11 protein-coding genes are annotated in these 13,445 nt (G+C 49.6%); 5 read left to right on the forward strand and 6 right to left on the reverse strand.

Annotated features, from left to right (window positions below):
• Positions 1-17 precede the first annotated feature (17 nt).
• Together FIU95_RS14100 and FIU95_RS14105 are read left to right on the forward strand one after the other, a co-directional pair.
• Positions 18-632 (forward strand): hypothetical protein, encoded by a 615-nt coding sequence (locus FIU95_RS14100; RefSeq protein ID WP_152454374.1) that lies wholly within the window; start codon positions 18-20, stop codon positions 630-632.
• 70 nt (positions 633-702) lie between these two features.
• Entirely contained in the window at positions 703-1,470 is a 768-nt protein-coding gene (locus tag FIU95_RS14105) for an ABC transporter substrate-binding protein (RefSeq protein WP_152454375.1), read from the forward strand.
• A 146-nt stretch (positions 1,471-1,616) separates the two neighbouring features.
• On the opposite strand, the gene FIU95_RS14110 is transcribed toward FIU95_RS14105, so the two are convergent.
• The 5 genes from FIU95_RS14110 to FIU95_RS14130 form a co-directional block, all read right to left on the reverse strand.
• The gene (locus tag FIU95_RS14110) at positions 1,617-2,393 is read right to left on the reverse strand and encodes an SDR family NAD(P)-dependent oxidoreductase (RefSeq protein WP_152454376.1); all 777 of its coding nucleotides are present in this window, start codon (positions 2,391-2,393) and stop codon (positions 1,617-1,619) included.
• Between the two features lies 1 nt (position 2,394).
• On the reverse strand, positions 2,395-3,171 hold the full coding sequence (locus FIU95_RS14115; protein WP_152454377.1) for an SDR family oxidoreductase: 777 nt from the start codon (positions 3,169-3,171) through the stop codon (positions 2,395-2,397).
• Positions 3,172-3,240: 69 nt separating this feature from the next.
• Positions 3,241-4,296 (reverse strand): phosphotransferase, encoded by a 1,056-nt coding sequence (locus FIU95_RS14120; RefSeq protein WP_152454378.1) that lies wholly within the window; start codon positions 4,294-4,296, stop codon positions 3,241-3,243.
• Positions 4,289-5,521 (reverse strand): acyl-CoA dehydrogenase family protein, encoded by a 1,233-nt coding sequence (locus tag FIU95_RS14125; RefSeq protein ID WP_152454379.1) that lies wholly within the window; start codon positions 5,519-5,521, stop codon positions 4,289-4,291. The genes FIU95_RS14120 and FIU95_RS14125 overlap by 8 nt, the downstream gene beginning before the upstream one ends.
• A gap of 35 nt (positions 5,522-5,556) precedes the next feature.
• Entirely contained in the window at positions 5,557-6,234 is a 678-nt protein-coding gene (locus FIU95_RS14130) for a histidine phosphatase family protein (RefSeq protein ID WP_152454380.1), read from the reverse strand.
• Positions 6,235-6,342: 108 nt separating this feature from the next.
• On the opposite strand from FIU95_RS14130, the gene FIU95_RS14135 reads away from it, so the two are divergent.
• A complete protein-coding gene (locus tag FIU95_RS14135) occupies positions 6,343-7,236 on the forward strand; it encodes a LysR family transcriptional regulator (RefSeq protein ID WP_152454381.1) in 894 nt (297 codons plus the stop codon).
• 212 nt (positions 7,237-7,448) lie between these two features.
• Positions 7,449-9,485, forward strand: a complete 2,037-nt coding sequence (locus FIU95_RS14140; protein ID WP_152454382.1) for an NADPH-dependent 2,4-dienoyl-CoA reductase — start codon at positions 7,449-7,451, stop codon at positions 9,483-9,485.
• 138 nt (positions 9,486-9,623) lie between these two features.
• Here the strand turns inward: FIU95_RS14140 and FIU95_RS14145 are convergent, their stop codons facing one another.
• Positions 9,624-10,895 carry an MFS transporter gene (locus tag FIU95_RS14145; RefSeq protein ID WP_152454383.1) on the reverse strand — a complete coding sequence of 424 codons (1,272 nt, stop codon included), beginning with the start codon at positions 10,893-10,895 and terminating at the stop codon, positions 9,624-9,626.
• A gap of 616 nt (positions 10,896-11,511) precedes the next feature.
• Here FIU95_RS14145 and FIU95_RS14150 point away from each other — a divergent pair.
• The gene (locus FIU95_RS14150; RefSeq protein ID WP_152454384.1) at positions 11,512-13,191 is read left to right on the forward strand and encodes a hypothetical protein; all 1,680 of its coding nucleotides are present in this window, start codon (positions 11,512-11,514) and stop codon (positions 13,189-13,191) included.
• The last annotated feature ends 254 nt before the right edge of the window (positions 13,192-13,445 follow it).

Raw genomic sequence — 13,445 nt, forward strand, 5'->3', positions numbered from 1 at the left:
AGTGCAGTTGTACAGCAATGCCCCTGACTATAAACAGAGCCCCCAGCGCACAAAACTTGGTATCAAAAAATACACTGGCGGTGGCCGGCTTTTACGGTGCCGGTGGTCCAAACGCCGGGGACAACCAATCGCTCAACGCCTGGGTCTCGCACATGGGGGGGGCCATGTTCAGCCCTTTAGCTAAAAGACAGGCAAGACAATATCTTATTCAGGGGGCTTCACAGGGAAAGTTTCTGGTATTAGTAGGTTACAGCCGGGGGGGAACCTCTGCTATTAAATTAGCAAATGTTCTCGGACGCCTTGGAATTAGCCTGAGTCACCTGGTCATTTTCGATGCACACAGTGTCTTCGATAACAAAACCTTTAAGCTGAGATACAACAATATCGGCCAGGCACATAACTTCTTCCAGAGAAACCCAAGAAGTGCTGGCCAATACGGCTGGTGGGGAATAAACCCTTACTGGGGATGTCCCTTACAATCGAATTACATAGAGGTACAGCAAATAGATTTTACCGGGGATTATTTCAAAACCGGTATTTTGGTTTCCCACCTCAACATTGTCCGTCAGTCACTAGCTGCTTTACCTTCGGCATCGGTCCAAGAACACCTAGCGCAACCTATAACGACTTAATGACCGATGAGTACTCAATGATTCAACATCAACACCCCCTGGAAACCAGCGTTCGCTCAAGGAGCCAAATATGGGAAACTGGCATTTAAACACCTTGATTCCATGGGTTATTGTATTTTTTTCAGCACCCTGCACTATCGCTAAAGAGTTGAAAGTTGCCATATCTGAGGATGCTCCCCCCTATGTTATGGATCACGCAAAAAGCGGCTTGGAAATTGAGATCATCTCACAATCACTCTCAGGGTATTCTATAGCGTTTGCTCAAATGGGTTGGGGAGAAATACAAGGTGCAATTGATCGTGGTGTCGCAGATGCTGAAGCCAATGTTCATGAAGCCAGCAAAAATTTATTCTACTCAAAAGACTATATTGCCTTTATAAACTACGCCATTAGCAAGAAAAAAGACAATATCACCATAAACAATGTCAGTGATTTAGCCGAACATCCAATCATTACCTGGCAGGGTGCCCACCGGGATCTCGGCCCCGAGTTCCAGGCGCTGTTCTCACCTGGTTCATCAAATAGTCATAACTATATTGAGCTACAAAGCTCACAGGAGCAGGTGGAAAAGTTCTGGCAGGAAGAAGGTGCAATCATTGTCATAGATATCAGCATATTTTCCTACCTCTCAAAACAAAGTGGACATTCACTGGAAGCGGTATCCCTACACAACTTCAAAATGCCTACCACAAAATTCAAAATGGCATTCAAAAAGGAAGAGGACAGGAACACCTTCGATCTTGGCCTCAGTAAACTCTGTAGCAGTGGCGCTTATAGAGAACTCTTGAGAAAGTACGGGGTGACACCAGCGGCCGATGTCTGCCCTCCAAAAAAATAGAAGTAAAGATTATAAGCTAACTTTCAAAAGCGAACTAAAGTCCACTATAAAGTCCACTATAAAGTCCACTATAAAGTCCACTAAAGGAGCGGGAGTCTGCAACTTTAGCCATTTACCAACTCTTTAGCTTTAAATCACTCCTATCCTCAATATGCCGATAAACCACCATCCACAGCCAGTGCCTGCCCGGTAACATAAGTCATCTTCGGGGAGAGTAGCATCAACATAGCTGCTACCACTTCTTCCGGCTCGCCAAGACGCTTCATCGGACAACCTTCGGCAAGAAAAGCCTGAACATCTTTCGGGCTGGCCCCTGGAGCTTCCACAGAGGTCACCATTGGCGTCAAGCAATAGAATGGGCAGATAGCATTCACCCGAATACCGTACTTGGCGTTTTCCATCGCTGCAGTTTTGGTCAGCCCAATAACCCCATGCTTGGCGGCAGCATAGGAGGCAATTTTGGGTGCGCCGCCCAGTCCGGCCATAGAGGAAACGTTGAGCACCACACCGCCACGATCTTTCATTAATGGCAGCTGGTGCTTGAGACCGAAAAATACGCCCTTCAGGTTTACATTGTATTGATGGTCCATCATCGCTTCGTCAGTCTGCTTTAGGGACATCATTGGCGGAGCGATACCAGCATTATTAACCGCCATATTCAGGCCGCCGAACTCAGACTCAGCCAGTTGCACCAGGGCAACGCAATCCACTTCAGAGGAAACATCACAACGTTGAGCGCGCACCTGGATACCATCACGACCCAGGTCATCGGCGAGCTGCATCAGGCCCTCTTCATTGATATCTCCAAGCACCAGGCGCGCTCCGCGAGATCCCAACTCTTTAGCCAGCAGTTTGCCAAAACCACTGGCAGCACCGGTAATTAGGGCAACCTGATTGTCGAAATCCAATATTGGATCTTGCATATTAAATTCCCCCACAGGAAGTCATTCCACCATCCACCACAACGCATTCGCCGGTGGTGTAACTGGAGGCGTTGGAAACTAAGTAGAGTACTGTACCCGCCATCTCCTCAGGCTCGGCGTGACGGTGCATAGGGATATGGCCGATTGCGGTTTTATAAATATCTTCGTGGGTGAAGAGTGCCCCGGCAAACTTGGTTTTGGTCAACCCAGGCAATAGGGCATTAACACGGATATTGAACTGGGCACACTCCTTGGCAAAAGCTTTGGTCATATTGACCACTGCCGCCTTGGTGATGGAATAGATTCCCTGGCCCACACCAGGCTGCAGGGCATTGACCGAGGCAGTATTCACAATCACACCTCCACCCTGCTCGCGCATCAACTTGCCCGCTTCCACAGACATAAAGAAATAGCCGCGAATATTCACTTCAACGGTTTTTTCAAAAGCCGCGAGGTCGGTATCGAGGATATGACCAAAGTAAGGGTTTGTAGCTGCGTTGTTAACCAGAATATCCAGCCGCCCAAAGCGCTCGCGGACATCGAAAAACATTTTCTGGATATCTTCCATATTGCCGATATGGCAAGGTACCGCTTCCGCTTTACCGCCGGCATCGACAATCGCATCGGCAACAGCCTGACAGCCTTCAATTTTTCGGCTGGATACCAGCACATGGGCGCCCTGTTCTGCCAAAAGTTTTGCAATTGCCTCACCAATACCCCGGCTAGCACCGGTTACCAGAGCAATTTTTCCGGTGAGATCAAAAAGATTCTTTGCCATTTTTTATCCTTATCATTTTTCCAAAGCACAATAAAAAGCACAATAAATTGTATCGAGATGACCTTCTAACTAACTCGCCTCACTGGCAATGCTCATTGCCGTTTGTGCCAGTGGCGCCACCAGGGCGCCGAGGCTCGCCGCATTGCGATTTGAGGCGTTGCCATCCTGTGCACGTTTGGCCACGCCCTGGACTATCGCCGCTAAACGGAAAAAACTAAACGCCAAATAAAAAGGCCAGTGATCAATGCCATCAATCCCCATACGCTCACAATACTTGGCCACATAGACCTGTTCAGAGGGGATACCCAGCGAGGCAATATCCAGCCCCAACAGGCCGGACATCTTGTCACCCCCAGCAGGCATACGCATTTGCATGCACTGGTAAGCAAGATCCGCAAACGGGTGACCCAAAGTAGAAAGCTCCCAATCCAGCAGGGCGATCACTTTGGCTTCTTTAGGATGGAAAATCATATTATCGAGGCGGTAATCACCGTGTACCAGAGCTATCCGACGATCGTCTTCCGGGAGCGCACTGCCAAGCCATTCAATCAACTCTTCCATCGCCGAAATAGGCTGTGTCTCAGAAGCCCGATATTGCCCCGTCCAACGCTCCAGCTGCCGCTGAAAATAATTTCCCGGGCGGCCGTAATCAGATAACCCCAAAAAGTCGATGTCGAGACTATGTAATGCGGCGAGCACCCGATTCATTTCATCGTACATAGCACTGCGCGCAGAAGCATCCACCTCAGGAATTGCCGCATTCCAGAAAATCCGCCCCTCACAGTATTCCATCAGGTAAAACATGGAGCCGATCAGATCCCGGTCTTCACATAAATGAAAAACTTTGGGCACCGGTACATCGGTATCTGCCAGTGCAGACATAACACGGTACTCACGATCCACTGCGTGCGCAGATTTCAATAGTTTTCCCGGAGGTTGCCGACGCAATACATAGGTATTTGTAGGCGTTTCCAGCTTAAAGGTGGGATTGGATTGACCGCCGGAAAACTTACTGATTTTCAGTGGTCCGGAAAAAACTTCAACATTTGCGCTGAGGTATTCTTGCAACTTTTCCAGTGGCAAAGCTTCCACTGAATTACGTGACTCCTTTACGGTTTCAGACATGCTCCTCTCCCTGTACAGTCTCTGCGGCATAACGGGCAGCCAAGTTGCGTCCCAGCTGCATCATATGTACTTGGTCTGGTCCATCGGCTAAACGGATAGTCCGCGCGTAAGCATAGTGATGGGCCAAGCTATAGTCCTGGCTCAACCCTGCCGCACCGTGAATCTGGATAGCGCGGTCAATCACCTTGCAGGCCATTTGCGGTGCAACAATTTTAATCATGGCAATCAGGTCTTTGGCCGCTTTATTGCCAAGTCGATCCATTTGCGCCGCAGCTTTTAAAGTTAGCAAACGTGCCTGCTCAATTTCACAGGCAGACTTAGCAATATCCTCCCGCACTGAGCCCTGCTTGCTCATCGGGCGTCCAAATACAATACGATTTTCCGCTCGGCCTGCCATCATTTCCAGGGCGCGCTGGGCCTGGCCAATTAAACGCATGCAATGGTGAATTCTGCCCGGCCCCAGACGCCCCTGAGCAATTTCAAAGCCTCGCCCTTCTCCAAGAATCAGATTAGACGCAGGCACCCGAACATTCTCAAAAATCACTTCCGCATGACCTTCCGGGGCATCGTCGTAGCCAAATACCTGCATGGGCCGAATTATTTTCACCCCTGGGGTATCTGTGGGAACCAGGATTTGCGATTGCTGGCGATGCCGATCCGGATTAGTGGGATCGGTCTTGCCCATCACAATCATGACCTTACAGCGCTTATTCATTAGGCCACTAATATAAAATTTATGACCATTAATCACATATTCATCGCCATCGCGCACGATAGAAGTTTCGATATTCGTAGCATCGGAGGAGGCCACCTTGGGTTCGGTCATGGCGAATGCCGAGCGAATATTGCCCGCCAGCAATGGCCTCAGCCAGGCTTCCCGCTGCGCTTCCGATCCGTACTGGGCCAGCACTTCCATATTGCCGGTATCTGGGGCGCTGCAATTAAAAATTTCTGAGGCAAATAAGACCTTGCCCATCTCCTCCGCCAAAGGTGCATATTCCAAGTTGGTAAGGCCGGCACCATAGCGGGAATCGGGTAAGAATAAATTCCACAACTCAGCCTCACGGGCCTTTTCTTTTAAGGCCTCCATAATAGGGGGCTCGCCCCAGGGGTCATTCTGCAACTGCTGTATATAGGTACTCTCAGCGGGATACACAGATTCCTGCATAAAGTTTTTGAGCCGCTGCAACAGGCCCTGTACCTTTTCTGAATATTCAAACTCCATGTCTTTTCACCTTTAATTATGTTGTAGGTTTTAATTCAGCTGTAAGTCACGGAAGTGTGGCGCTCATCTCTCTCCAAGTGAGGTACGTGATTAAAACTGTTCAAGCTGAGCCCCTGCCCTACGCTAGAAAAAAAACGGGTAGTGCCGGTATTCTGTATCTGCATATTGAGTTTGATCACCGACTCGGGAGGACCGCCCAATACCTGCCGCACCATCATGGCAATAGCCCCACCGGAACTGACCACCAGAGTTTTACTGCCTTTGGGGCTATCACCGATTAAATCCAAAACTTCACGAATGCGATTTTCGAATGCCTGCCAACTCTCTGCCGGCGCAATTTCCCCTGTGGACCAGGCGAGCATGCCCTGCATTAAAAAGCGGTAAAAGTCGGCACGGGAAGCATCGGGTTTAGGTGTAGCTGCGGGGTTTTTCTCACTGTAAAGGCGAGCTACTTCAAGGAAGTCGAACTCATTCAATTGGGGAACCACCGTCAAGTGGCCCTCTAAGTCGATGCCAAGGCCTGCACAGATACCCTCGGTAGTTTGCCGATGACGGCGCAGGCTGCCGCAGAAAATCCGGTCAAACTTCTGGCCAGTGCCCCGCCAGTATTCCCCCAGCCAGCGGGATTGCTGCCAGCCGATGTCGGAGAGATTGTCGTAATCATCGGCGCCGAAGGACGCCTGTCCATGGCGCACCACGATTGATTCGGCCACAGCGAGTTCCTCTTTTTATGGAACTCCAACCCTAGTCCTCTCGTTTGAATCATCAAAGTTTATTATGCGAATATATGATCATTCACACTGGTTATGATTGAGGCACAGATGCAGCTGCAAAAAATGGATATGAACCTGTTCCTGGTTCTGGATGCCATTTATAACTCGGGCAACCTCACCCGTGCGGCTGAGCAGTTGCATATTACCCAGCCTGCGGTGAGTAATGCCCTGGCACGTCTGCGCCGTACCCTGGACGACCCATTATTTATTCGCAGCCCCTCCGGCATGACTCCCACCCCTGTTACGGAGTCCATTATGCCCAGGGTGCAGCAGGCCCTTTCCCTGCTGGGTACCAGCCTGAATGAACACCGCCAATTCAACCCCGCCCTGGCACGCAAAACATTGCGACTATCTATGAACGACATGGCGGAAACCCTACTGCTGCCGCCCCTCTTAGAGCGCCTGGAAAAAGAAGCGCCGGGTGTAACAGTAGAGTCATTTCACGTTCCCAGGGATCAGCTTGCCAAGGAACTGGCCGCCAATACATTGGATTTCGCCCTGGATGTCCCTCTGGCGACAGCGCCCCAACTGCAACAACAGCGCCTGCACCAGGACCGTTATCTCTGTATGTTGCGCAATGAGCATCCCTTGGCTGGGGAGTCGAGCCTGACACTGGAACAGTATTTACAACTGGAACATATCCATGTTTCCAGTAGGCGCACGGGTCCTGGGTTGGCAGATATAGCACTGAATAAACTGGGGCGTCGGCGTACCATCAAGTTGCGTGTACAACACTACCGAGTGGCGCCTTTAATCGTATTACGCACAGATTTGGCTCTAACCGTACCGGCGAGTCTAGCCAGTCAGTATTCGACACGTCTATTTGAACTACCGTTCCAAATACCCCTGATGGACTGGCACCTGTTGTGGCACAAAAATCTACAGGAAGATCCCGCCAATCGCTGGCTGCGAGAGCAGCTTCTGGCGGTTTTGGCTGTGTAAATGAACAGACGAAAACCCCTTTAAAAACAGGCATTTCCGCCAAATGAGAATGGGACGCAAATAGCTTAATAAAACGTCAGGAATTGATCACTGAATTCGACCGGAAAGGTCACTGTTTCGCGTCAAAGGCTCTTGTTATCCTGCTGGGCAACGATATGCACTTTTTTGCATATATAAATGAACCCCAAAGGTTACAAGAAGAGAATTTTGCCATGTCCCAAGCCTACCCTAATATGCTTGCCCCCCTGGACCTGGGCTTCACCACCCTGAAAAACCGGGTGCTGATGGGCTCCATGCACACCAACCTGGAAGAACACCCCGGTGGCTTTACCCGTTTGGCGGCCTTCTACGCTGAGCGCGCCCGCGGTGGCGTTGGCCTGATTGTAACGGGGGGTATCGCGCCCAACGAAGAGAGTGGCGTATTTAAGGGTGCCTCTAAAATGAACACCCCAGAAGAGGCGCAACAGCATCGGGAAGTGACCGAGGCTGTTCACGCCGAAGGCGGCAAGATCTGTATGCAGATCCTGCACACCGGCCGCTACGCTTACAACGAAAACCTGATTGCCCCCTCCCCCATCCAGGCTCCGATCAACCCTTTCACTCCGCGCGAGCTGACCAGTGAGGAAATCGAAGGCCAGATCGACGATTACGTACGCTGCGCCACCCTGGCCCGCGAAGCCGGCTACGACGGTGTGGAGATCATGGGCTCCGAGGGTTACTTCATTAACCAATTCATCGTAAAGCGCACTAACAAGCGTACCGATGAGTGGGGCGGCAGCTTCGAGAACCGTATCCGCCTGCCGATCGAAGTCGTTCGCCGTGTGCGCGAAGCTGTTGGCGAGGACTTTATTATTATCTACCGCCTGTCCATGCTGGACCTGGTGGAAGACGGCAGTGACTTCGACGAAGTGGTTGCCCTGGGCCAGGCTATCGAAAAAGCCGGCGCCACAATTATCAATACCGGTATCGGCTGGCACGAAGCGCGTGTTCCCACTATCGCCACCAATGTACCCCGCGCCGCATTTACCGATATTACCGCCAAGGTGAAAAAACATCTGACTATCCCGGTAGTTGCCAGTAACCGTATCAATGTGCCGGAAGTGGCCGAAGAAGTGCTGGCCTCCGGACAGGCCGATATGATCTCCATGGCACGCCCATTCCTGGCAGATTCCGATTTCGTCAACAAGGCCGCAGAGGGCCGCGCCGATGAAATCAATACCTGTATTGGCTGTAACCAGGCCTGCCTGGATCACACCTTCCAGCTGAAGCTCACCTCCTGCCTGGTCAACCCACGCGCTTGTCATGAGACTGAGCTGAACTACCTGCCTACCGAAAACGTGAAGAAAGTTGCTGTTATCGGCGCCGGCCCCGCTGGTTTGGCTGCCTCCACCGTTGCCGCCGAGCGCGGACACCAGGTAACCCTGTTTGAAGGCGGCGACAAAGTCGGTGGCCAGTTCAATATCGCCAAGCAGATCCCCGGCAAGGCAGAGTTCCAGGAAACCCTGCGCTACTTCAAGCGTCGCCTGGAAGTGACTGGCGTTGAGGTCAAACTCAACACTATCGCTACCGCAGAAGACCTGCAGTCTTTTGACGAAGTGATAATCGCCACCGGTATCGAGCCGCGCACTCCACCGATCCCCGGTATTGAGAGCGACAAGGTGTTGGGTTATCTGGACGTACTGAAGCACAAGAAACCAGTCGGCGAAAAAGTGGCCATTATCGGCGCGGGCGGTATCGGTTTCGACGTGGCGGAATACCTGACTCACGACGGCCCCCACTCCACCGAAGAGGAAGTGGTTGCCAGCGATAAAGAAGAGTTCTTTAGTGAATGGGGTGTGGATATCGAGCTGGAACAGCGCTCTGGCCTGAAACCCCGCGAAGCAGTAAGCACTCCCCGCCAGGTTTACCTGCTACAACGTAAAACCACCAAAGTGGGTGCAGGCCTGGGTAAAACCACTGGCTGGATTCACCGTGGTAGCCTGCAACACCGCAATGTAGAGATGATTGCCGGTGCCCTTTACGACAAAATTGACGATAAGGGTCTGCATGTTCGCGTTGGCGAAGAAGAGCGGCTGTTGGAAGTGGATAACATTATTGTCTGCGCCGGTCAGGAACCTGCTCGCAAACTGTATGAAGCGCTGCAGGAGCGCGGAGTAAAGACCCACCTAATCGGTGGTGCCGACGAAGCCGCAGAACTCGACGCCAAGCGCGCCATTGACCAAGGCTCACGCCTCGCCGCAGAGATCTAAAAAATTCCCCGGCAATATTCTTGTCGGGGATTTTCTCAGGCAAATCAGAACGGGAAACTCCATGCTTACTGCTGGATTTCCCGTTTTTTATGCCTCACAGACACCTTTTATTTCTATATCTGAAAAACCTCTTTTTAACTACCCAGTGATTTTGGCACTTTCAGTTGAAGAGATTATCGGCTCTTTCTGCTCCGGCCACTGTGGGCGGGAGAGGTAAGCTGTTGTGCGATAAAGGGCGAATACGACACCGCAAAGCGCCAGCAACATCCAATAAAGCGTCGGTCCACCCCACCACTCTAGAACCACCCCTCCAGCCAGTGGGGCCAGGGCCCAACCAAGAGCGTAAAAGGAAGAGGCCCCAAAATAGGTACCGCGTAAATGCTCAGGTGCCAGACGGTCTATCTGTACACTCATGGTTGGAAAGAGAATCGCTTCAGCCAAACTGAGGACAAAGGTCGCCCCCATCCAGCCCCAAAACCAATGCATCGGATTTAAGGCAAACCACATTTGAGCTACAGCCAAAATCACCAGTCCAATCATTATTCGACCATTAATATCCAGCTTGCGCATCAACTGCATGAGCGGAAACTGCAACAATACGATGGTCATTGCGTTCACAAAAATCATGCTGGAGATCAGCTCAACCAATCTCGGTGCCTCTGCCCGTGTCAGATACTGCACCAGGCTGGAATCCATATGGGCATAGATAAACATCGTGAGGATATTGGCAACAATCACCACCATAAACACCTGGTCCCTGCGCAATATCGCCAGGGTACTGCCTAAATCGACAGAACCATCACCATTGCTCTTTACAAGCTGTCCCTTCTCTGTTTTTGCAAATCCCCAAATAAACGCCAGCGCCAAAAGCAAATAACTGAGAGAAGTTAAGCCAAAGGTGGACTGCTGCGCACTCAGCCCCGCCCAGACACCAACAATGGGCCCTAATGCCGCTCCCGCATTAATAAGGAAGTAACGCAGCTGCAGAGCTAGCTCACGACTCGCCTGGTTCTCAATCAAGTCGCCAATCAATGCACTAGCGGGCGGCTCCCAAACAGCACGACCAATTGAACACAGCGTCATTGCCAGAATAAATCCCGGTAATGTTTCAGTCACTGCCAATAGGGCAAAAGAACATAAGTTTATTAGCGAACCTAATAGCAGGATATTCCGACGTCCATAACGATCAGACAAAGCCCCCACAAAAAACCCCAATAGCGCCGCACCAATTGCTGAAGCACTAAGAATCAAACCTATTTCCGCTGCACCCAATGCAAATTTATTGAAAAGAAGAATGGCCAGGAAGGGCCAAACCATAAAGTAAGTGCCACGGCTAAAAAAACTGCCTATTAATATTATCCAGACTAGAGGAGGAAAACCCCTAAGGTTCTGCCACCAATTCCAACGCATTGCCTAATACTCCACATCAATTTCTTCCTTGTTCTCAAATAGTCCATAGAGACTTTTTGAACTCCGCGCCAAAGAGGCAAGTTCCCGCTAAATACCAGGGAGGACAGCCCATCACATAGACTTAACACCCATGTGCCACATTAAAGGTCGACAGGGTAATCAACCGCGGGAACCGACAATCAATTAAGCGGCCAATAGTTTTGACAAAAAAACCCGAAAGGGTCGCCTTTCGGGTTTAGGGATTGGCAAGTGTAAAACCTGCAAAATCATTCAACCTGGATATTAACCCTCGAAATTGCCTAAGGGTTAATCGTGAAAACCTTCGACACTTTGCGTGCCTTTCATTCTCTAGCGCGGTATCCCAATACTATCCAAGTGAATTCATTTTGGAAACCCAATATTCATAATAAATTTAATTAAAAGCAATTTCCCATAGGAGCATTACTTTCTCTCCTGCAGGATCTGTACACAAGTCTATACTCCAGCAGAAAAGTCCTCCAATGATTATCAAAATAAGCAAAATGGAAAACCTGCCCACATCGTGATCCACAGAGAGCAATAGCATATGTCCTTATCCAGCATGCTTATGCGGGCACGTCCACTGGTGGAGCGGGCCTTGAGTAAGGTAGCCCCACCTTACACTCTTTTTTTTTCCATTAGCGACAGTAAACAACGCGCCGAAGTGAGGCATACTAACGCCGCAGACTTTACCAGCGCCTGGCAAACCCTCACCGCCGACATCCACCAGGCTGTTTGGCAAGCTAAGATGAACCCCTGCTGGCTGAGGATCGACTGGGTTAACAGAAGAAGCTCTACCACCCTTGCCAACCTCTATGAAATTCTTTCTAACACTAAACCCGGTTATTTCCGCTACGGTCTAGCGTTGGATCAAGACTGTAAGATCGCTTTTCTGGAGCAGGAACTAAATGGTAATGCCATGCTCTATGAGGGCAACTGTATAGATCATGCGGTCCTCAACAAAAGAAACTTCAAATCCTATTGCCAGCGTAGATTTGGAGATCAAGTCGAACTAGATTTTGCCGACGAAAGAAATGTGGTTCTTTTATCTACAGAAGGGCTTTTCTGCGAAAGCCACAAAGAGCCAGTATATCTATCTGGGGCCGGTCCGAATACTGGACGAAGGATTATCAATAACCTCAATGCAAAACTGATCACCCAATTAATCGAAAATGCCAGCAGCTACTTAGGGCGCCAGCTTACGTCCAGTGGACATTTTCATTCTGGTTGGTACCCATGTTTTGATCTTGAGATAGAAGGCCACAACAACCTACGCCACGCCAGCTGTGCCCATGCCATGATAGAGACCTGGGAAGTCAGTAAGGATCCCGCCTTACAAGCGGTAATAGAACGAGCATTAAACGTTCTCACTAGTGATTTAATCCAAACGATACCGTTAAAAACAGGAGAGACCGCTGCCTTCTTGGTGGAATCCAATAGTGAAATCAAGTTAGGAGGCAATGCACTAAGTCTGTTGGCTCTCGTTAAATATTCCGAAGCTATGGGAGTAAGAGCCTATGCAGATCTAATGGAACAGCTGGCTAAAGGCATCGAATTTATGCAAAACCAAGCCAGCGGTCAGTTTTGTCATGTCCTCGACTACCCTTCACTCAATATCAAAAAACAACGCCTAGCCATCCAATTCGACACTGAAGCAGCCTTCGGATTGATCCGCTTATACAGCTGGGATAAAAACCCCCGCTGGCTCACAATGGTAGAAAAAGCCCTTGAATACTTTATAGCTACTGAGCAATGGCGCACTCATGATCACAGGCTGAGCTATTGCCTGAATGAACTCACCAAATACCGCCCCAAGGAAAAGTATTATCAGCTTGGCATCCGCAACTTTGCTAACCATCTGGGTTTTGTTGAAAACTGCAAGACTACTTTTCCCGCCCTACTTGAACTAATGATGTCTGCAGAGAAGATGATTTCCCACCTGCATTCCCAAGGATTATTCCAAGAGCTTCTCGACCAGGTCAACCTGGAACATTTCTATCGCGTATTAGCCAAAAGAGCCGACCACCTGCTAAACGGATATTTTTGGCCAGAGTTTGCAATGTTCTTCAAAAATCCAGAGAAAATAACAGGCGGCTTTTTTATTCGTCATAAGGGCTTTAGACTTCGAGCAGATGAGGTTGAACAATATCTTTCAGGGCTTATCGCCTATCGTAATTTTTTATTGGATCAGACACTCCAAAAACCAGCCTGTATAGATAATCCGCCTCAAACTGAGAAAGCCAACCATATTGACAACATAATGTTCTCCACACCTTAAAACCCCAGGAACTCCTTCGATAACAATTAGGCTCATCGGTATCAAAGTACCTATAGTTTACTGAGAGTTAGATATACCAACAATTTCCAACCAGCTGCAACCCCAATGAATAACATTCAAATTCATCATACAATCCCATAATAGCTAGTATTAACCTACCCCAACTGATAATGAATGATATAAGGGCAGATTAACTTATCACCTCTAGACTCAACAACCTTAAATATTTACAGTAAATTTGATCCGTCCATTCT

Origin of the sequence: Microbulbifer sp. THAF38 (assembly GCF_009363535.1) — a bacterium.
Classification (GTDB): Bacteria; Pseudomonadota; Gammaproteobacteria; order Pseudomonadales; family Cellvibrionaceae; genus Microbulbifer.